24 protein-coding genes and 1 tRNA gene are annotated in these 20467 nt (G+C 37.4%); 17 read left to right on the forward strand and 8 right to left on the reverse strand.

The window, feature by feature from the left end; translation table 11 throughout:
• Positions 1 to 181 precede the first annotated feature (181 nt).
• A complete protein-coding gene (locus C0512_RS00055; protein WP_290857933.1) occupies positions 182 to 754 on the reverse strand; it encodes a DUF3109 family protein in 573 nt (190 codons plus the stop codon).
• 124 nt (positions 755 to 878) lie between these two features.
• Between C0512_RS00055 and C0512_RS00060 the strand changes: the two genes are divergently transcribed.
• From C0512_RS00060 to C0512_RS00070, 3 genes are read left to right on the forward strand one after another with little or no spacing between them, the layout of a single operon-like run.
• A complete protein-coding gene (locus C0512_RS00060; protein ID WP_290857935.1) occupies positions 879 to 1454 on the forward strand; it encodes a MarC family protein in 576 nt (191 codons plus the stop codon).
• A 38-nt stretch (positions 1455 to 1492) separates the two neighbouring features.
• Positions 1493 to 1696 carry a hypothetical protein gene (locus C0512_RS00065; RefSeq protein WP_290857936.1) on the forward strand — a complete coding sequence of 68 codons (204 nt, stop codon included), beginning with the start codon at positions 1493 to 1495 and terminating at the stop codon, positions 1694 to 1696.
• A complete protein-coding gene (locus C0512_RS00070; RefSeq protein ID WP_290857937.1) occupies positions 1697 to 2308 on the forward strand; it encodes an FAD-dependent oxidoreductase in 612 nt (203 codons plus the stop codon).
• 22 nt (positions 2309 to 2330) lie between these two features.
• Here C0512_RS00070 and C0512_RS00075 read toward each other — a convergent pair whose 3' ends face one another.
• From C0512_RS00075 to C0512_RS00085, 3 genes are read right to left on the reverse strand one after another with little or no spacing between them, the layout of a single operon-like run.
• Positions 2331 to 3902 carry a S41 family peptidase gene (locus C0512_RS00075; protein WP_290857938.1) on the reverse strand — a complete coding sequence of 524 codons (1572 nt, stop codon included), beginning with the start codon at positions 3900 to 3902 and terminating at the stop codon, positions 2331 to 2333.
• A gap of 29 nt (positions 3903 to 3931) precedes the next feature.
• Entirely contained in the window at positions 3932 to 4360 is a 429-nt protein-coding gene (locus tag C0512_RS00080; protein WP_290857939.1) for a dCMP deaminase family protein, read from the reverse strand.
• Between the two features lie 24 nt (positions 4361 to 4384).
• Positions 4385 to 4978: a HupE/UreJ family protein gene (locus tag C0512_RS00085; protein WP_290857941.1), complete on the reverse strand. Its 594-nt coding sequence runs from the start codon at positions 4976 to 4978 to the stop codon at positions 4385 to 4387.
• Positions 4979 to 5152: 174 nt separating this feature from the next.
• Between C0512_RS00085 and C0512_RS00090 the strand changes: the two genes are divergently transcribed.
• Entirely contained in the window at positions 5153 to 5584 is a 432-nt protein-coding gene (locus C0512_RS00090; protein ID WP_290857942.1) for a TerB family tellurite resistance protein, read from the forward strand.
• 42 nt (positions 5585 to 5626) lie between these two features.
• Here the strand turns inward: C0512_RS00090 and fbp are convergent, their stop codons facing one another.
• Positions 5627 to 6634 carry a class 1 fructose-bisphosphatase gene (gene fbp / locus C0512_RS00095; protein ID WP_290857943.1) on the reverse strand — a complete coding sequence of 336 codons (1008 nt, stop codon included), beginning with the start codon at positions 6632 to 6634 and terminating at the stop codon, positions 5627 to 5629.
• A 113-nt stretch (positions 6635 to 6747) separates the two neighbouring features.
• On the opposite strand from fbp, the gene C0512_RS00100 reads away from it, so the two are divergent.
• From C0512_RS00100 to C0512_RS00130, 7 genes are all read left to right on the forward strand, one after another.
• Positions 6748 to 7221, forward strand: coding sequence for a GNAT family N-acetyltransferase (locus C0512_RS00100; RefSeq protein WP_290857944.1), 474 nt, complete (start codon positions 6748 to 6750; stop codon positions 7219 to 7221).
• A 39-nt stretch (positions 7222 to 7260) separates the two neighbouring features.
• Positions 7261 to 8514 carry an aspartate kinase gene (locus C0512_RS00105; protein WP_290857945.1) on the forward strand — a complete coding sequence of 418 codons (1254 nt, stop codon included), beginning with the start codon at positions 7261 to 7263 and terminating at the stop codon, positions 8512 to 8514.
• A gap of 68 nt (positions 8515 to 8582) precedes the next feature.
• The gene (locus C0512_RS00110; RefSeq protein ID WP_290857946.1) at positions 8583 to 8792 is read left to right on the forward strand and encodes an addiction module protein; all 210 of its coding nucleotides are present in this window, start codon (positions 8583 to 8585) and stop codon (positions 8790 to 8792) included.
• Positions 8789 to 9085, forward strand: a complete 297-nt coding sequence (locus tag C0512_RS00115; protein WP_290857947.1) for a type II toxin-antitoxin system RelE/ParE family toxin — start codon at positions 8789 to 8791, stop codon at positions 9083 to 9085. Before C0512_RS00110 ends, C0512_RS00115 begins: the two co-directional genes overlap by 4 nt.
• Positions 9086 to 9196: 111 nt before the next feature.
• Entirely contained in the window at positions 9197 to 12604 is a 3408-nt protein-coding gene (locus C0512_RS00120; RefSeq protein WP_290857948.1) for a hypothetical protein, read from the forward strand.
• Positions 12605 to 12675: 71 nt separating this feature from the next.
• Positions 12676 to 13188, forward strand: coding sequence for a hypothetical protein (locus C0512_RS00125; RefSeq protein WP_290857949.1), 513 nt, complete (start codon positions 12676 to 12678; stop codon positions 13186 to 13188).
• Positions 13189 to 13507: 319 nt separating this feature from the next.
• Positions 13508 to 14272, forward strand: coding sequence for an Eco47II family restriction endonuclease (locus C0512_RS00130; protein WP_290857950.1), 765 nt, complete (start codon positions 13508 to 13510; stop codon positions 14270 to 14272).
• On the opposite strand, the gene dcm is transcribed toward C0512_RS00130, so the two are convergent.
• Complete coding sequence (gene dcm / locus C0512_RS00135) at positions 14248 to 15486, reverse strand: DNA (cytosine-5-)-methyltransferase (protein ID WP_290857952.1); 1239 nt, start codon at positions 15484 to 15486, stop codon at positions 14248 to 14250. The genes C0512_RS00130 and dcm overlap by 25 nt on opposite strands.
• Before the next feature lie 111 nt (positions 15487 to 15597).
• Between dcm and C0512_RS00140 the strand changes: the two genes are divergently transcribed.
• Positions 15598 to 15774 (forward strand): hypothetical protein, encoded by a 177-nt coding sequence (locus C0512_RS00140; RefSeq protein ID WP_290857953.1) that lies wholly within the window; start codon positions 15598 to 15600, stop codon positions 15772 to 15774.
• Positions 15775 to 15867: 93 nt separating this feature from the next.
• Here C0512_RS00140 and C0512_RS00145 read toward each other — a convergent pair.
• Positions 15868 to 15941, reverse strand: a tRNA-Ala gene (locus C0512_RS00145).
• A 116-nt stretch (positions 15942 to 16057) separates the two neighbouring features.
• Here C0512_RS00145 and C0512_RS00150 point away from each other — a divergent pair.
• Genes C0512_RS00150 through C0512_RS00165 form a run of 4 tightly spaced genes read left to right on the forward strand, consistent with a single transcriptional unit; the run spans position 16058 to position 18279 of the window.
• Positions 16058 to 16816: an enoyl-CoA hydratase/isomerase family protein gene (locus C0512_RS00150; protein WP_290857954.1), complete on the forward strand. Its 759-nt coding sequence runs from the start codon at positions 16058 to 16060 to the stop codon at positions 16814 to 16816.
• Positions 16813 to 16989 carry a hypothetical protein gene (locus C0512_RS00155; RefSeq protein WP_290857955.1) on the forward strand — a complete coding sequence of 59 codons (177 nt, stop codon included), beginning with the start codon at positions 16813 to 16815 and terminating at the stop codon, positions 16987 to 16989. Before C0512_RS00150 ends, C0512_RS00155 begins: the two co-directional genes overlap by 4 nt.
• Before the next feature lie 33 nt (positions 16990 to 17022).
• Positions 17023 to 17475, forward strand: coding sequence for a 6-carboxytetrahydropterin synthase (locus tag C0512_RS00160; protein ID WP_290857956.1), 453 nt, complete (start codon positions 17023 to 17025; stop codon positions 17473 to 17475).
• Positions 17476 to 17523: 48 nt separating this feature from the next.
• Complete coding sequence (locus C0512_RS00165; protein ID WP_290857957.1) at positions 17524 to 18279, forward strand: UDP-2,3-diacylglucosamine diphosphatase; 756 nt, start codon at positions 17524 to 17526, stop codon at positions 18277 to 18279.
• Here the strand turns inward: C0512_RS00165 and recJ are convergent, their stop codons facing one another.
• Positions 18280 to 19968 carry a single-stranded-DNA-specific exonuclease RecJ gene (gene recJ / locus C0512_RS00170; RefSeq protein ID WP_290857958.1) on the reverse strand — a complete coding sequence of 563 codons (1689 nt, stop codon included), beginning with the start codon at positions 19966 to 19968 and terminating at the stop codon, positions 18280 to 18282.
• A gap of 173 nt (positions 19969 to 20141) precedes the next feature.
• On the opposite strand from recJ, the gene C0512_RS00175 reads away from it, so the two are divergent.
• A complete protein-coding gene (locus C0512_RS00175) occupies positions 20142 to 20465 on the forward strand; it encodes a helix-turn-helix transcriptional regulator (RefSeq protein ID WP_290857959.1) in 324 nt (107 codons plus the stop codon).
• Positions 20466 to 20467 lie beyond the last annotated feature (2 nt).

Consider the following 20467-nt stretch of genomic DNA (forward strand, 5'->3'; position numbering starts at 1 on the left):
AATGAAAGCCAAACTTATTCACAATCGGAGTTAGTTTTTAACAACGGGTAATCGATTTCTTACGTTTAAAAAATGAAGATAACTAACTGTTTATTAACGTAATAAAAACAGCTTTATTGGTGGTCGCAAGCAAATTAGAATGCTTTTTAAGAAAATAGTTTTTAGAAAATTAAATGAATTTCTATTTCCCTTTCAGGTATTCTTCCCCTACTTTTTCAAGTTCTGTGAACCACTCTTCCCCGAATTTTCGAATAAGTGCTTCTTTGACAAATTTATAAACCGGAACTTCCAGTTCTTTTCCTAATGAACAAGCGGGACTACAAATATCCCAACGATGGTAATTAACTGCTGAGAAATCAGAGAATTCTTTGATTCGAATAGGATACAAATGACACGAAACCGGTTTTTTCCAGTTAACAATTCCTTGGTTATACGCTTGTTCGATACCACAAAGGGCTGTCTTACCGTCAAAGATTACATAAGCACAATCTTGTCCGTTGATGAGTGGTGTTTCAAATTCTCCGTCTTCGCCTTTCACCCAGGTTCCTTGTGCTTCAATGGCTGCAATTCCTTCTTTGCGAAGAAAGGGTTTCACTTTGGGATAAATATCTTCTAATATCTTCGTTTCTTCGGCACTTAGTGGAGCACCGGCATCACCATCAACACAACATGCTCCTAAACAAGCTGTTAGATTACATACAAAATTTTTCTCTAAAATTTCTTCAGAAACGATGGTTTTGCCTAATTGAAACATGGTAAAAGGTATAGAATATAGCGGCAAATGTACAAAGGATTGTTTGATACTACGATTGAAAAGGAATAAATAATTGACTTTTTCGACTTATATAGATTACTTTTGCCTCAACTATTTATTTGTTATGGAATTAGATTTAAGAGAAATTTTTACAGCCACAATGGTTTTATTTGCTGTTATTGATATAATAGGAAGCATTCCTATTATTATCGATTTACGCAATAAAGTTGGCCACATTCATTCTGAAAAAGCTTCAATTGTAGCTTGTATTATGATGATTGCCTTTTTATTTGTGGGAGAAACCATTCTGAGTTTAATCGGAATTGATATCAATTCGTTTGCCGTAGCCGGTTCGTTTGTGCTTTTCTTTTTAGCTTTGGAAATGATTTTAGGCATAAAATTGTACCGCGATGAACAAAATGAATCCACTTCAATTGTTCCTATCGCTTTTCCGTTGATTGCCGGGGCTGGAACGATGACAACTATTTTATCTATTCGAGCAGAATATCAAACCGTAAACATTATTATTGCCATCATTTTAAATATTATTTTGGTTTATGGTGTTTTAAAATCATCAGCCAGGATTGAACGATTATTGACAAAAAATGGGTTGAGCATAATACGAAAAGTCTTTGGTGTTGTCCTTTTAGCTATTGCTGTTAAATTATTTGCTGCTAATGTTAAAGGATTGTTCGAATAAATTGATTTTTAATACTTTTGTTTCTTTAAATCGTAACGATGAAACTGTTTACTTCTATTTTATTGGTGTTGGCTTTTGGCTTAATCATTTTCAACTTAACACAGTTAGATTATGCTAATCTTTTTGCACAAGAAAGTATGATTGCCTTGATTGGTATTGTAGCTGCCTTTTGTGCCATTTTGATTTTACTCATCTTTAGAATGTCAAAAACTATTGAAGACAAACTAAAAGACCAAGAATAAATGTTTGATTTACTTGTCATTGGTGGAGGGGTATCAGGTGTGTCTTGTTCCCTTTTGCTTGGTTCTGCTCAAAACAAGCCTTTTGCTTCGGATAAAAAAATCGGACTCATTGCCCATCAAAAAGCTTCCTCGCTTCAAGAGGCTTTATTTAATAATGCTTACGGAATTGCTCCCGGAAAATTAGGGAGTGATCTTTTAAGTGAAAGTTTAGCTCATCTTCAATCAACCTATCCACATATTCAGCAAATTCCAAACGAAAAAGTAGTGAAAATTGAAGGTAATAGCGGGAATTATTCCGTTACAACCAACAAAAACACGTACCAAACAAAGTTAATTGTTATCGGCATTGGAGCCGGAAATCCTTTTACGATTGAAGGCTTAGAAGAATTTGTCATTCCGCATCAAAAAATAAATCCGGAGAAAAACCGTATTCAACTTAAAAATAACGATCATTTAGTTAAAGACGGTATTTATGTTTGTGGAACTCTAGCCGGTTGGCGAAGTCAATTACCTATTGCGGCAGGAAGCGGAGCTGCAGTAGCGACAGACATTTTAACTCTGTGGAATGATGGAAATCATGTTCAGGTGCATGATAGCACTAAAGTGAAGTAGGTTTCTTTTGTCGGTTTCTTATTTATTGCTTCAAAACTTCCAAAATCATTGAATCCTTTTTTAACCTGATTTCAAAGTATTTTTCTTCATCAAATAATTGTCTTGCAAATTCAGCTATGATGTAATGTTTGACCATTGCTTTATGACTACTTAATGAAAAGGTTACACCGCTGGATTTTAAATAATCCTGAAAACGTTGCACATATAAATCAGTTGTTTCCGCTTTTTTGTAAAACGTTTCAAAAGAAATCCCTTCAAATTCAGTGCGGTTTTTGTCTATTTGTTCAAAGACAAAATAACTTACTACCCCCGATTGCATTAACATTTCCAAGGCTTCATCTCCGTGCTTTCCTTGTAAAGGCACAAAAATATCAGGAATAATTCCGCCGCCACCATAAACTGTTCTCCCTTTGAGTGTTTTATATTTTAAGCTGTCGGCTACTTTAATGCTGTCTTTTTCATACAACTCACCATTATAAAATCGTTTTTCAAACTCGTTGAAATAATCTTCATTTCCTTCAACATAAGGTTTTTGGATTGAACGTCCGGAAGGTGTGTAATATCGAGCAACGGTTAATCGCACTGCAGAACCATCACCTAGAGGCATTTCGCGTTGTACTAATCCTTTTCCAAAAGAGCGTCTGCCTACAATTAATCCGCGGTCATTATCCTGAATGGCTCCTGCTAAAATTTCTGAGGCTGAAGCGGAGTTTTCATTTATTAAAATGATGACTTTTCCATTTTCAAAAAGGCCGTTATTGGTTGCTTTTGTTTTATCAACCCTTCCTTTTTTATTTTTGGTCGAAACAATAGGTGCATCCTCCACTAAAAAATCATCGGCAATTTGAACTGCCTGATCTAAATAGCCTCCACCATTATCACGAACATCTAAAACAATAGTTTTTGCTCCTTGTTTTTTGAGTTTTATTAATCCTTTTCTATATTCCTCAAAAGTAGATTCGGCAAAACGATTAATTTTGATATAACCCGTTGTTGGGTTTATCATCAAGGAAACATCTACGCTTTTAATTGGGATTACATCTCGTTTTAGTTTAACGGTAAGCTTTTTATTTTCACTTTTTCGATAAACTGTCAAGGTAACTTCTGAACCTATTTCTCCTTTTAATTTAGAATATAAAGAGTCATTTGGTAGTTTTTTTCCAAAAAGCTTGTAATTGTCGGCAAATAAAATACGGTCTCCTGATTTGATACCGGCTTTTTCAGAGGGTCCACCGTTTAAGGGTTTAATAACTGTAATGGTGTCTTTGTACATGTAGAAATTTACCCCAATTCCAACAAAATCACCCCGCATGGATTCTGATACTTGGTTTAATTCATTTTTGGTAATATAGACAGAATGTGGATCAAGTTTTTCAAGAATGCCATTGACCGTTAAATCTACTATACTGTCGGTATCGACTTGGTCAACGTAATCCCGTTCAATAAAATCGATTAGTTTGTTGAGTTTACTTTTATAACTACCGGAAGTGAAAGTCGTTTTATTTGAAAAATAATTGAGTTTTCCTCCAATCACAACACCTAATGCAATGGCAGAAAAGAGAACAATTGGCCAATATATTTTTTTTATTTTCACAATTTATTTTCCGGCTTACGGAAAAATAGTTATTCTAAATCTGTTATTAATTCTACTTCAACGCCGGCTTTTAATAAAAACTGTAATCCGCTGTCGTCTTTGTATCCTTCATGATAAACCACCCGTTTTATTCCGGATTGATGTATCAGTTTACTGCATTCCTTGCAGGGCGACAACGTAATATAAAGTGTTGCTCCTTCACAAGATTGAGTAGAACCGGCCACTTTTAGAATGGCATTGGCTTCAGCGTGTAAAACATACCATTTTGTCGTTCCGCTTTCCTCTTCACAACAGTTTTCAAATCCGGAAGGAGTTCCATTATAGCCATCTGAAATAATCATTCTATCTCTCACAATGATGGCTCCAACTTGTTTGCGTTTGCAATAAGACAATCTACTCCATTCTTTCGCAATGCGAAGGTAGGCCTTGTCGTATTTATTTAATTTCTTTTTATTCATTTTTTAACAACTGTTGTAAGGAATTTATCTATTCCAAATTTCACTATTAATAATCATTGGCAACACAACACCTATCACAAAAGATGACATTACCAAGGTCCAATCCCGTTTTGAAAAACGGAAAGCTGTTTGAGTAACATAGGACAAAAGTAAAACAATAAAAACAACAATAAGCTGAGCTGCTTCAATTCCTAACGCAAATTCCAGTAAAGGCAGTAATTTTTCCGAACTATTTCCCGGTAAAATAGTTTTGAAATAATTCGAAAAGCCAAGCCCATGAATAATTCCGAAGAAGATAGTTATAAATGCAACAAAAGTGATGCTTTCTTTTTTTCCGGTTTTTCCAGCCGTGAATAAGTCAAATAAAGCCACTATCAATATAGTAATCGGAATTAGAAACTCAACTAAATTAGCTTTAATCACAACCACTCCATAAACGGAAAGCAGTAATGCCAAGGTGTGCCCTAGCGTAAAAAGCGACACTAAAATCAAGACTCTTTTCCAATCTTTAAAGGCATAAGGAACCGTTAAAGCTATTAGAAACAAAACATGGTCATAACCATTCCAATCCAACACATGTTTGAGTCCAATCTCAAAATACAACCAAAATTCAGACATCGTATATTAATTTAAAATTTAGGGAATTCAAACTTACAATATATTTTGAAACGCTTCTCACAAAAACTTTAAAATTGATGTTTAGGGTGTACTTTTCCGCTAAATATTTTAAACAAATAGATGGAAAAATTTGAAAATAGAATTATCTTTGTAGTATAGATAAACACAAAAATTATGTCATTTTCAGATTTATTTGATAGCGGTTTTAAAGAAAGAAATAAAGGTTATTTCTCTTCATTTGTTCGTATTGCACTTTCTGACAACGTCCTTACGGATGATGAAAAGAAATTCTTAGACCGTATTGCGTTAAAGTTGGATATCTCTCCGGAGGAATACCAGGAAATCCTTGAAAATCCGGCAAAATATCCTGTTGATCCACCGTATTTATATATTCAACGTTTAGAACGATTGTATGATTTAGGTCGAATGGTTTATGCTGATCATGTTTTAGGGCCACGACAAAAAGATATTTTGACTCGGTATGCTTTGTATTTGGGTTTTACTCCGGTAAATGTAACCTATATAGTTGATAAGGCTCTCGCTCTTTTAGTTCACACCGTTGACTTAGATACCTTTATTTTTGAAATGCAACACATGAATAAGTAAAGAAAAAGCCCTGAAATTCAGGGCTTTTTTGTTCTATCTTTTTTATTTATACTTTTCCATAAACTCTTCTGCTTTCTCCACCATTTTTAGGCTTCCACAAAAGAAGGGAACGCGTTGGTGTAACTCAGAAGGTTGAATTTCCATGATGCGACTATAACCGTCTGAAGCTCTGCCGCCGGATTGTTCTGCCAGGAAAGCCATTGGGTTACACTCATACAGTAAACGTAATTTTCCATTCGGTGCTTTTGAACTGGTTGGGTAAATATAAATACCGCCTTTTATCATATTTCGGTGAAAATCGGAGACTAAACTTCCAATGTATCTCGAGGTGTAAGGTCGGTCTTCTTCTTCTAACTGACAGTATTTGATATAATCTTTTACCCCTTGTGGAAAATGAACATAATTGCCTTCGTTTATCGAATAAATAGTTCCTGTTTCAGCATATTTCATATTCGGATGTGAAAGATAAAATGTTCCGATGGCCGGGTTTAGTGTAAATCCATTTACGCCGTGTCCTGTAGTATATACGAGCATGGTTGACGTTCCATAAATCACATAACCTGCGGCAACTTGGTTGATTCCGGGTTGAAGAAAATCTTCTATGGTTACAGGAGTCCCCATTGGTGTTTTGCGTCTGAAAACAGAAAATATCGTTCCCACCGAAACGTTTACATCAATATTTGAAGAACCATCTAACGGATCCATTAACACTACATATTTGTTGTTATGACTGTTGTCGCTTCCGGCCACCGTGATAAAATCATCGTTTTCTTCCGAAGCAATTCCGCATACAATTTCGCGATTAATAAGGGTTTGAATAAATACTTCATTGGCATAAACATCCAATTTTTGCTGGTCTTCCCCTTGAATGTTTTGTTCACCGGCAGCTCCTACAATATCAACTAATCCGGCTTTATTTACCTTATAGTTGACCACTTTTGCCGCCAAACGGATGGAATTAATGATTCTGGATAGCTCTCCGGTTGAGTACTGAAATTCTTCTTGTTTTTCGATGATAAATTCACCGAGGGTTGTGTTTCTTTTTTCCATTACGAAAACGTTGTAGTTGTATTTGTGGCACAAATATCGAAATTTTTGTGATACGAATGATAATTAGTTTAAAATGAATTTAGAATTGTATTTTTGTTGAAATATTTTATCTGATGATTATCCGAAAAGGAACACCCAACGACATGCCTTCAGTGCTCGAATTAATAAAAGAATTGGCTATTTTTGAAAAAGAACCCGATGCTGTAGTTGTTACGGTGGATGATTTGGTACGGGATGGTTTTGGTGAAAAGCCCTTATTTTATTCGTATGTAGCAGAGGTAAAGCATGAAATTATTGGAATGGCTTTGTATTATTATCGCTATTCAACCTGGAAAGGCAAAACCATTCATTTAGAAGATTTGATTGTAAAAGAAAATCACCGTGGTTCAGGTGCAGGATTGGCTTTATACACTGCAATAATTGAACAAGGTAAAAAAGACTGTGTCCGACGAATCGAATGGAATGTATTGGATTGGAATTTACCGGCCATTCAGTTTTATGAAAAGTCAGGAGCAAAAGTATTGACGGATTGGCGTGTGGCCCATATGGATGAAGAAGGAATTAAGCAATTTTTGAATCATAAATAACGATATTTGAAATAAAGAAATTAATTGACCTGTTAACGCATGAAAATATTCAAATTTGGTGGAGCTTCCGTTAAGGATGCCGACGGTGTAAAAAACGTATTGTCTGTTTTAGAAAAAGTAGGCTATGAAGATGTCTTGTTAGTCATTTCCGCAATGGGAAAAACGACCAATGCCTTAGAAGTGGTGATTAAAAATTATTTCGACAAATCAGAAGCCTTGAATGCTTCTGTCCAAGAGGTTCGAAAATACCACAATCAGATACTGCTGGAACTTTTTGAAGACGACAAGCATCCTGTTTTTAAAGCCATCAATTCGCATTTTGAAGATTTGGATTATTTTTTAAGTCATAATAAATCGCCCAATTATAACTTTGTCTATGACCAAGTGGTGAGTTATGGTGAATTGGTTTCGACTACCATCGTGAGTCATTTTTTTAATTACAGTGGCTTAAAAAACAATTGGATTGATGTGCGTCAGTTCATTAAAACCGATGCGACTTACCGCGATGCTTTAGTGGATTGGGAACAAACGCAAAAGCTGATTTCAAAAGGGGTAAAGAAAAAAGCCCTGAATATAACACAGGGGTTTTTAGGATCTGATGAAAACAACTTTACAACAACTTTAGGACGCGAAGGTTCGGATTATACTGCGGCCATTTTTGCCTATTGTTTAAATGCCGAAAGTGTGACCATTTGGAAAGATGTTCCCGGTGTGTTGAATGCCGATCCCCGTTATTTTGAAAATGCCATTTTGCTCAACCAGATTTCTTATCGGGAAGCGATTGAGTTAGCCTTTTACGGAGCAACAGTGATTCATCCCAAAACATTGCAACCCTTGCAACGCAAAGAAATTCCACTGTTTGTTAAGTCATTTGTGAATCCGCTGTTACCGGGAACAAAAGTTTCAAAAGGAGCTGATTTAGAACCGCATACTTCTTGTTTTATTGTGAAGAAAAACCAGCTGTTGATTTCACTTTCGTCTATTGATTTCTCCTTTATCATGGAGGAAAACATCAGCGAAATTTTTGCCTTGTTTCATCACTATAAAATTAAAGTCAGTTTGATTCAGAATACCGCCATTAGTTTTTCTGTTTGTATAGAAGATAAATTTGGTCATTTCCCCGAGTTGAAATCGATACTTTCCAAAAAATTTAAAGTGTCGTATAATGAAAATGTATCGCTCTACACCATTCGTCATTTTACTGAAAAAGCAGCACAAATGGTAGAGCAAAACAAAACGGTTCTAGTGAAACAAATTAGTCGGGAGACAATGCAAGTGGTCACTAAGGAATGAGTTTTGTTTGATGTTTAAGCCTTTAAAGTGATACGAAAAAGATTTTTTATTATTTTTATATCAAAAACATGAAAATTAAAGATATATCAAAATTCAGTACCGCTGAAAAAATTGTTTTAGCTGAGCAATTATGGGATAGCATTTCTAAAAAAGACATAACGATTACTGAGGAAATTAAGAAGGAATTAGATTATCGACTTAACTTGGTTGAAGAAGGAAAAACCGAGATCTACAGTTGGGAAGAGATAAAAGCTAATCTGGAAAAGAGTAGAAAATGACCTCTATTCGATTTACAAAAGAAGCCTTTTTAGATATTGAAGATGCGGCTTTATGGTATGAGCATCAACGGCAAGGACTTTCCTTTGACTTTGAACTTTGTTTAGAAGTTGGTATTCAAGAAATTTCGAGAACTCCTCTAGCTTTTCAAAAAAAATATAAACAAGTCTACGTTCAATTTATAAACCGCTTTCCCTATGGCATTCATTATATCATTAAAAATGATTTAATAACAGTCATTGGTGTTTTTCATACCTCACGCTCGCCTAAAGATTGGTCTTCCCGAATTTTATAATTCCCTGTTTATTTACTTTCATTTCCCTTTCCTGATTCTTTTGCGACTCAAATAATCCCTGATTCTTTCACATATAAATACTACTTTTGAGCTTTTAGAGTTATAGTATTTATGTTTAAAAAAACGGTTTTACTGGGTTTTCTACTGTTTTTTTCCGGGCTTTGGGCTCAGGAAATAGAAACGCCTTATAAAAAAAAGAAAGTTACCGTTTCTAAAGACACGATTGCTCTGGAGAAAGTGAGCATTAATAAAGCTTTTTTTAAAATCTTAGCGGCCAATGACAGCCCGATTGACACCTCTTTTTATGAGGTGGATTTTCAAAAAGGAACCTTACTTTTTAAAAACAACTTTCAGTCGCAGGATACTTTAACAGTCCGTTACTTGACATTCCCCGACTATTTAACCAAAACCTATAGCATTTACGACGACAGCAAAGTGGTTCCCAATGCCCGCGGAAACGGTCAATTGTATTCGCTTTCCAATGATCGCCTCAACAATTTCAAACCTTTTGACGGGCTCACCACTTCCGGAAGCATCACCCGTGGGGTGACTATCGGAAGTAATCAAAATGCCGTGGTTAATTCTAATTTAGACCTTCAAATCTCGGGGAAATTATCTGATAAAGTGGGTTTACGGGCTTCTATACAAGACAGCAACATTCCGTTGCAAGAAGGCGGTTATTCGCAAAAACTGGATGAATTTGATCAGATTTTTATCGAATTGTTTTCTGATAAATGGAACATTCGTGCCGGTGATTTATTCTTAGAAAACAGGCAATCAAGGTTTCTGAATTTCAACAAGAAAGTGCAAGGTATCTCAACGCAATTCCATTTTGGCATTGAAGGAAACAAAACTTCCGTATTTGCTTCCGGGGCGTTGGTTCGGGGGCAATATGCCAAAAGTACCTTTACGGGTTTGGAAGGCAATCAGGGACCCTATAAATTAAAAGGCAACAACGGCGAATCGTATGTGTTGGTTATTTCCGGTTCGGAACGTGTTTTTGTGAACGGCCTTTTATTGCAACGCGGTGAAAACAATCAGTATACGATTGATTACAATGCCGGAGAAGTGACCTTTACTTCCCTTTTTCCAATTACGTCTGAAATGCGGATTTCGATTGAATACCAATTTTCCGACCGCAATTTTACTCGTTTTCTTGCTTACGGCGGCGTACTGCATGAGCGTGAAAAATGGAGTATCGGTGGGTTTCTGTATTCTGAAAATGATGTGAAGAACCAACCTTTACAACAAAATCTTTCTACGGAACAAGTGGAAATCTTAAAGGAAGCGGGAGACGATCAATCTAAAATGATTGCTCCATCGGCCTATTTAGACAGTTATTCTGAGAATAAAATATTGTATCGAAAAGTACTTATTTCCGGGGTGGAGGTTTATCAATTTTCCAATGATCCGTTAGAAGAATTATACAATGTACGCTTTTCACTCGTTGGGAATAATCAAGGGAATTATATCTTGGCTAACAATCAGGCTGTGGGACGAATTTATGCCTATGTGGAACCTATTGCCGGCGTACCCCAAGGAAATTATATGCCGATTATTCGATTAATTGCTCCGGTTAAGATTCAGATTGCCACCGTGATGGGAAAATACAATCCTTCCGAAAAAACCATGGTCGATTTTGAGTTAGGATTGAGCAACAATGACCTGAATTTGTATTCGGGTATCGATGATGCCAATAATCAAGGTGTTGCGGGTCGGTTTAATGGCAAACAACGTTTGTTTACGAAGCAATGGACTTTGGATGCTTTTGCCAATTACCAATTTATCCAAGAGGAGTTCCGAACCATCGAACGGCTTTTTACCATTGAATTTGACCGTGATTGGAACTTGACCAGTACTACGGGCAATCAAAGTTTGTTGGTTTCCGGGTTACATTTTAATGCTCCTGAAAACGGCTTTGCCAAGTACCAATTTGAAAAGTTGGATTTCTCCGATAGTTATTCGGGGTCACGGCATGTGTTTGACGCACGGTATTCCTATAAACAATGGCTCTTTCAAAACAACAGCAGTTTCTTGAAAAGTGACGGATCCTATTCCACCACTTCGTTTGCCCGCAGTGATAGTCGGGTGAAATACCATTGGAACAAAAATTGGGCAGGCGGAAGTTTTCGGACGGAAGACAATGAAGAAAAAATTAAGGCTACCCAATCACTTTCTGCCCTCAGTCAACGGTTTTCTGAGTTTGGCGGTTTCATTGGACGGGGTGATTCAACAAAAGTGTTTGTGGAAGTGGGCTATTTGCATCGGGTGAATGATAGTTTGCAAAATGGCTTTGTGCAACGGGTGAACCGTTCCCATTCCTACTATTTAAACTCCCGTTTGTTGCAAACAGCGAAAAGTGATTTATCCGTTTTTGTCAACTACCGCAATTTACAGTTTGAGGACGAAACCCTGGATGATTCGCCTTCGTTAAATTCCCGCATCTTGTATAACGACCGGTTTTTTAACCAGTTGCTTCAATTGACTACTGTTTATGAAACTTCTTCGGGAACGTTAGCCCAACAGGAGTTTACCTATATAGAAGTAGACCCCGGACAGGGCGTGTATACTTGGAATGATTATAACAATAACGGCATTCAGGAGTTAGCCGAGTTTGAAGTGGCCCCTTTTCCCGACCAGGCAAAATATGTGCGGGTGTATTTGCCCAATCAGGTGTTTTTGAATACGCATCAAATTAAATTTTCACAAGCCTTGACCTTGAATCCCTTGCAATGGCAAAACCAAACGGGTTTTAAAAAGTTCCTTTCTTATTTTTATAACCAGACTTCGTTTTTAGTAGATCGGAAAACGGACCGTGCTTCGGGGGAATTTAATTTGAATCCTTTTCAGCAGGATGAAACTGATTTATTGGGGCTGAACAACAGTTTCATGAACAATTTGTCCTATAATCGGGGGAAACAAAACCATTCTGTTACCTATACTTTCGTGAAAAGTAAGTCGCAGAACCTGCTTTCGGTAGGTTTTCAAAAGACGATTAATCAATCCCATCAGTTGCAATATACCCATTTGCTACAAAAGAGTTGGCTGTTTTTAGTCAATGCCAAAACGATTAATTCCCAGTCGGAATCAGAAAACTACCTCAACCGTGATTTTGAGATTTTGGGTTATCAGTTTGCTCCCCGTGTGAGCTATTTATTCACTAAAAATGCCAGTTTGGATTTGTTTTATGACTACCAAAACAAAGAAAATCAGATGGGAGAATTGGAAACCTTACAACAAAATCGGTTTGGTACTTCTTTTACCTATGCCGGTGAAAAACAATTTACGCTAAATGGAGAAATCTCTTTTTACGCCAATGATTATGTGGGGGATGAATTATCGGCTGTGGGTTTTCAAATGTTGGAAGGATTGCAACCCGGGAGAAACCAAACTTGGCGGTTGTTGATTCAAAAGAATTTGACCCGCTTTTTAGACGTCAATGTGAATTATCAAGGGCGGAAGAGTGAAACCAGTGATACGATTCACACGGGCAATGTGCAGTTGCGGGCTTATTTTTAGGGCAACTTGTTAAAATAAAGCCCCTCTTTGTTTTTTATTATTATATTTGAAAATAGAAATTAATCAACGCTATGAAATCAACCTCTTTTTTATTGCTGCTGGCAGGAAGTACTTTCTTTTTAAGTTCCTGTAAAAATTCAGAAGCAGCTCCTGCTGAAACACCGGCTGTGCCAACAGAAGTTCCTGTTCCGGCTGCTGCTGCTGAAGCCACGACCCCTGAGACACCCGCTGCTACTGCGGCTACTGCGGGAGAAGCTCCAAAATTAAACCCGGCTCACGGACAACCTTTTCACCGTTGTGATATTGCTGTTGGTGCTCCATTAGACGGATCCGGACCGGCACCTGCTCCTGCGGCTCCAACCCCGGCGGAGGCTCCAAAATCATTCTTTAAAACAGTACAGAGCACACAACCGTCACCTGCTCCTACGATGAATGCCACTCCTGCCCCAACCCCACAACCTAAACCGGCTCCTACTGCCACGGCAGATGCCAACACGCCCAAGCCAAAGAACAATCCGGCTCATGGACAACCGCATCACCGCTGTGATATCAAAGTAGGTGATCCGTTACCCGATACGAAATAAAACCTTTCTCTATACCGAAAACCGTTGATGCTGTCAGCGGTTTTTTTTTATAAATGATTATATTTATTTGAGTTTTCTAACCTTTTCAAATGTTTAAAGATGACCATGATTTGAACACCAATATTAGATTAAAGAAGATAACAAAGTCTGTCTATTAACCAATTAATACCACATAATGGAAACTAGTTAGCTAAAAGTATCTTACTAGAAAATAATTTTTAGAATATTATTTAGATACAATATTTAACAAACTAACTTTATAATGGAAATCATAAAAAAATAAATTCCTACATTAGCCATTCTTTAAAATCTGTTATACATGAAAAACAAATACGTTGATTTTATCTCTGACGAACATTTTTTAGAATGTGTGGCAAATCTTCATAAAGCCTATACAAAAGCTAAAAACAATTTGACAAAAAAGAGTTTTTACAGCAATAAAGTAGACACGATTAAACTAACGTTTGATTCAAAATTCAATAACATCGATGAAGAAAGTTTGATTAAAGGGGAAATCCTCAGACAAATTGACAAGTCAATTAACAACTCTATTGGAACATTTCACGAACAAATTCTAGGCGGAATAAAAGGTTTTGAAGTTGGGAAATTGAGTGGTTTTGACATCAAAGCCAATGATGACAGTTTATTTGCTGATATTAAAAACAAGCACAATACCATGAACAGCAGTTCAGCAGAAGCACTATTTCAAAAATTAGCTCGCTATGCTGATACTTATAAAAAAGCTAAATGTTATTGGGTACAAATTTTGGCAAAAAATAGTTTTTGTGATTTATGGCATGGTGAAATAAATGGCAAAGAATACAGTCATAGTAGAGTGTATAAAATTTCAGGCGACGAATTCTATGCTTTACTTTCTGGACAAAAAGATGCATTCTTTCAACTATACAAAAAACTACCATTGGCTATAAATGATTACCTAAAAAGCATTGAAAAATCAAGTGCTAATAATGAAAATTCAGCATTGGAAGAAATCAATAAAGAAACTAAAAAAACCCAAAGAACAATTCTAGATCAAATCACTTTTGAAAACTATAGTTTTTATCTAGGTTTCGACAAACTGTAATACTTATTCAAAAACTTCACAATCGTATATCCCACTTCTTTTCCTAAATTAACTGGAACCGCATTGCCAATTTGTTTGTATTGTTGTGCAATTGAACCCGCAAATTGCCAATCATCTGGAAAGGTTTGGATTCGAGCATATTCACGAACTGTAAAAGGTCTCGTTTCTTCGGGATGGCAACGTTCTGTTTGTTTTTGAGCAGGGCTGCAAGTAAGTGTTAAACATGGTTCGTCCCAACCAATTCGGCGAGCAATACCAGTTTTTCCTCCACCTAAATGAAAACTTCCGCCCATGAATGCTTTTTGAATGTCAAGGGGTAAATCACGCCAATACCCTTTTGGCGGAACCAAATCCAATACTTCAATTTTACTTTTGGGATATTTGGAGCCTTCTGATTTAGGTACATCAGAACTAAACAATTCCCCTTTCTTCAACGCATCACTTAACGTATAAATGCGTTTGTAGGGTTTTGGATAGTCATATTTTAAGTCTATATCTTTTCGAATACCCACTAAAATCAATCTTTCCCGCTTTTGAGGAACATTATAATGTATAGCTTTTAAGACCTGAACAGGCACTACATGATAGCCAATTTCATCTAAAATAGAAATCATCCCTTGTAGTGTTTTTCCATTTTCATGACTTAACAAACCGCGAACATTTTCACCAATGCAAATAGGCGGATTCACTTCTTTTACTACCCGAGCAAATTCATAAAAAAGTGTTCCACGGGCATCGGCTAGTCCAAGTTTCTTTCCGGCATAACTAAACGCCTGACAAGGAAAACCTCCCGTAACCACATCAACTTTATCTTTGTATTCTGTAAAATCAAATTGTTTGATATCGCCTTCCAACACATTCCAATTTGGACGATTGTTTCGAAGGGTCTGACAAGCCCATTTATCAACGTCATTTAAAGCTACACATTTTAGTCCTGCCTTCTCCATACCAACTGCCAAACCTCCTGCTCCAGCAAACAATTCAATAACAGAATAGTTATGATTAGGTTCAACATAGTTAGAAACAGTCTCTTTTACATTGTATTCGACAAACCCACCAAACAAAGTATCTAAATCTGATTTTTTGTATAAGCGGTAATTACTCATGGGTTCACGAACAGCAAGTAGTTTGCCTTCATTATCCCACCTTCGTAATGTTTCTTTACTTTTACTAATATATTCAGAAGCCTCAGAAAGCGTCAATAGTTCGTCCATAACCAAGTTGTTTAACCTTATACAATGGTTACAAATTTAGCAGAAAAATTAACGTGGCAAAATAATTTTAAAGTAAATTTTTACTAATTTTATAAACCCATTTAAATCGATATGATTCCACACAAAAAATGTACTTGTGATGAAGAATATTGGGAAGAAATAGTTGTTAAAAACGATTACTATTTCCCGAATAAGACAGTTATTTATTATCACTGTGACTCTTGTGGAGAAGATTTCAGAATTGAAGATTTTGAAACCAAAGTAGAATTATTTATCAATGAAACTTAAATTTCAAAACCTCCCTAAAAACCCAAAAAAATCCCCTCATTCTGCCCCTAAAAAAGCAAACCCTCGAAAACAAGTTGTTTTCAAGGGTAAAAGTGGAGAAGATGGGGCTCGAACCCACGACCTTTTGGCTGCCAGCCAAACGCTCTAGCCAACTGAGCTACATCCCCAAGGCGGAGGCAAATATAAAAAATAAATAATTAAAACATCGGGAATTGCTAATTTTAAATTAGGAAAAGAAGTGTTCTCCGCAGAATTGTTTATTTTTACCTAAAATTAGATTATCATGTCCTTTTCCGGAACACTCCAAACAGAAATAGCCCAGCATGTTGCTACGATTACCTTTGGTCATCCTGCCAGTAATTCTTTTCCCGGTACTTTGTTGCATGAGCTTACGGAGGCCATTAAAACCTTGAGTCATTTTCCCGATGTCTCGGTGGTGGTACTTCAAAGCGAAGGAAACGGAGCTTTTTGTGCCGGAGCTTCCTTTGACGAGTTGTTAGGGGTTACTAATTTAGTGGAAGGGACACAGTTTTTCTCGGGTTTTGCCAATGTGCTCAATGCGATGCGAAAATGTCCGAAACTGATTGTGGGCCGTATTCAAGGCAAAGCCGTGGGTGGAGGTGTTGGGTTAGCCGCCGCCTGTGATTATACGTTTGCCACACAACTCAGTGCGGTTAAACTTTCAGAATTGGCGATAGGCATCGGTCCGTTTGTGATTGAACCCGCTGTTTCCAGAAAAATAGGGAAAACCGCTTTTGCAGAAATCACCTTGACCTCCAACGATTGGAAAAGTGCCGCGTGGGCCCATGAAAAAGGGTTGTTCTCGCAGGTTGCTGAAACCGTGGAAACGATGGATGAAGCATTGCTTGCGTTTGTGGATAATTTAGCTTCGTTTAATCCGGAAGCCTTGGCTGACCTCAAGAAAGTACTTTGGGAAGGCACCGAAAACTGGGATTCGCTGTTGTATGAACGAGCTTCCATTTCGGGCAAATTGGTGCTTTCTGATTTTACTAAAAACGCATTAGAAAATTATAAAAAATGACAGCACTCTTTTTACTACTTCAGGCAGGAGTTATTGAAGATAAACTTAAAAATGCTCCTGATACAGGTTATCAAACCGGCATCGTTATTGGTTCTTTTCTTCCTTTTGTCTTATTGATAGGTATAGCGTACTGGATGTATTACGCCGCCAAAAAAAGAGAAAAAAATCAGTAGCAATCCTTACCTTTGTAGCCTAAAGCCGTTGAAATGACAAAAATCAGAATCACCAAACAGTTCAGTTTTGAAACCGGTCATGCCTTGTATGGGTACGATGGGAAGTGTAAAAACGTGCACGGTCACAGCTATAAACTTTCGGTTACGGTTTCGGGAACGCCTATTTTAGATGCGTCGCATGTTAAATTTGGTATGGTTATCGATTTTGGTGATTTGAAAAAAATTGTCAAAGAAGAAATTGTGGACCAATTTGATCATGCCACGGTTTTTAATCAAAATACGCCCCATGTGGAGTTGGCCAATGAGCTTAAAAACAGAGGCCATCATGTCATTTTGGTTGACTATCAGCCTACGAGTGAAAACATGGTGACTGATTTTGCTGCAAGAATTAAAAACCGATTGCCCCACGATGTTGAACTCCATTCGTTAAAATTGCAGGAAACCGAGAGTTCCTTTGCGGAATGGTATGCCTCGGATAATACCTAACCCATTTAACAGTTCCTTTGTGACTTGTTTCAACCAGATAAAAAGAATATGACAGCGGTTAAACCCACTAAACTATATTTCGCTTCCGACCAGCATTTTGGAGCTCCAACGCCGGAACAGAGTTTTCCGCGGGAGCAAAAATTTGTGGCTTGGCTTGATGAGATCAAGCACGATGCCACGGCTTTGTTTTTATTGGGTGATTTGTTTGATTTTTGGTTTGAATATAAAACCGTAGTGCCGAAAGGATTTGTGCGGGTTTTAGGCAAACTGGCTGAACTGAGTGACCGCGGTATTCCGATTTATTTTTTTGTAGGCAATCATGATTTATGGATGACGGATTATTTTGAAAAAGAATTACACATTCCCGTTTTTCATGATAATCAAGAATATACTTTTGACGGTAAAACGTTTTTAATTGGTCACGGTGACGGTAAAGGACCGGGTGATAAAGGGTATAAACGCATGAAAAAAGTGTTTGTTCATCCGTTTTCGAAATGGCTTTTCCGTTGGTTACATCCCGATCTTGGGGTTAAACTAGCTCAATATCTTTCCGTAAAAAACAAATTGATTTCCGGTGCCGAAGATGTAAAATTTTTAGGCGAAGAAAACGAATGGTTGGTGCAATATACCAAACGAAAACTCACCCAAAAGCATTATGATTACTTTGTCTTTGGTCATCGTCATTTGCCTTTGCAATTAGCGGTAGGTGAAAATTCCACTTACGTGAATTTAGGCGATTGGATTGGCTATTTTACCTATGGTGTTTTTGACGGAGAAAAATTTGAGTTGAAAAAGTTTGACTAGTTACGCTAAGTCTTTCGCCCGCAATTGAACCGTTACATTTCCATTGAATTCGTTTTCATCAATACAATAGACTAAATCAAACGGGTTTTTATCTTTGGTTCGTTCCAATTTGTTTCCCAACCCAAAACCAATTACACCATATCCTTCCGAATTATTTTGCTTGACAAATAATTTCAAATGCTCGTCATTTTGCCCGATGGTTTTTCCGTAACCGGTATCGACGACCTTTTTAGTCAGGAAAACGGGCGTCATGTTTTCGGGGCCAAACGGTTCAAATTGGTTTAAAAGTCGGATGAGTTTTGGGTTAATTTCTTTCAATTCTATTTCAGCATCAATCGAAATTTCGGGAATCAATAAATCCGGATGAATGGATTCCTGCACTACTTTTTCAAAAGCCTCTTTGAAAGCCGCATAATTTTCTTCTTTCAAGGTCATGCCGGCGGCATACATGTGTCCGCCAAACTGTTCTAAATGTTCCGCACATTTTTCCAAGGCATTGTAAATATCAAAATCTTTCACGGAACGGGCTGAGGCAGCGAGTTTATCGCCGCTTTTGGTAAAAACCAAGGTTGGTCTGTAATAGGTTTCTGTTAAACGGGAAGCCACAATTCCGATGACACCCTTGTGCCACTTTTCGTGAAAGACAACCGTTGTAAACTTCTCTTTTTCCTGATTTTCTTCAATTTGAGCGAGAGCTTCCACCGTTATTTGTTTGTCCAATTCTTTTCGGTCCACGTTATACCCTTCAATTTCGGCGGCAAATTGTTCGGCTTGTTCCAGGTTGAATTCGGTTAATAATTCTACCGCGTGGTTGCCGTGTTTAATTCTACCGGCGGCATTAATTCGGGGAGCGATGATAAACACCACATCGGTTATGGTCAGTATTTTTTTCTTCAGGTTTTGAATCAAAGCTTTTATGCCGGGTCTGGGGTTTTTGTTAATGACTTCTAATCCAAATTTGGCTAAAATTCGGTTTTCACCCGTCATGGGAACAATATCAGCCGCAATGGCTGTAGCCACCAAATCCAAATACGGCAGTAAGTCATCTATGGATTGTCCTCTGTTTTGAGCTAAAGCCTGAATGAGTTTGAAACCCACGCCGCACCCACATAATTCGTCGTAGGGATAGGAACAATCGTCTCTTTTAGGGTCTAAAACGGCAATGGCTTTAGGCAAATTATCTCCCGGTCTATGGTGGTCGCAGATGATGAAGTCAATGTTTCTTTCGTTAGCATATTCCACATGGTCGATTGATTTGATTCCGCAATCGAGAGCAATGATGAGCGAGAACCCGTTGTCGTCTGCAAAGTCAATTCCTTTGAAAGAAATGCCATAGCCTTCGTCGTATCGGTCAGGAATGTAGGTTGCCACATTCGGATAATAACTTCTTAAATAAGCCGAAACCAAAGAGACCGCTGTAGTGCCGTCGACATCATAATCGCCGAAAACCAAAATATTCTCTTGGTTCGCCATCGCTGTTTCAATTCGATTGACCGCTTTATCCATATCTTTCATCAAGTATGGATTGTGTAAATCCGCTAAAGTAGGTTTGAAAAATTGACGTGCCTGCTCGTAGGTAGAAATTCCTCTTTGAACCAACAACGTAGCAATACGCTCGTCCACCTTTAGCTGAGCGGCTAAGGATGAAACTAGGTGAGCCTCCGGTTTTGTTTTTAATGTCCAACGCATAGTATAAAATTTTGAATGGCGGTTAGTATTTCATGATAGAAACAAATTTAATGTGTTTTCGTTTAATACCATTACTTTGAGGAGAGAAAAAATTGGGAGAGAGGGGGTTAAACTCGAAAAAAAGAAGTATATTTGTATATTAAATGTTTCATTATTGTGTTAAATTGACTTTTATGTATCAAACTAGTTACAATAAAAATTGGTATGCGATGACTGATGCCGTAGTAGTAAAGACACTATGTGCCAGTTTGAAACAAATGCGTTTAAACCAGAATCTTTCCCAAGAAGAGCTGGCAGAACGATGTGGTTTAAGTCGAATAACCATCAGCCGTATGGAAACCGGTCAAGCCATTAATTTGTTAACCATGGTGCAGCTCATGCGGGCTTTAGGCAAATTAGACCTCTTCAACTACTTGAATGAAGAGCCCGAAATCAGTCCGATGAAAGTAATGGAAGAACGAGCAAAATACCGTAAAAAAGCCTCCCCTTCCAAATAACC

Origin of the sequence: Flavobacterium sp., from assembly GCF_013822155.1 — a bacterium.
In the GTDB taxonomy this organism is placed as follows: domain Bacteria; phylum Bacteroidota; class Bacteroidia; order Flavobacteriales; family Flavobacteriaceae; genus Flavobacterium.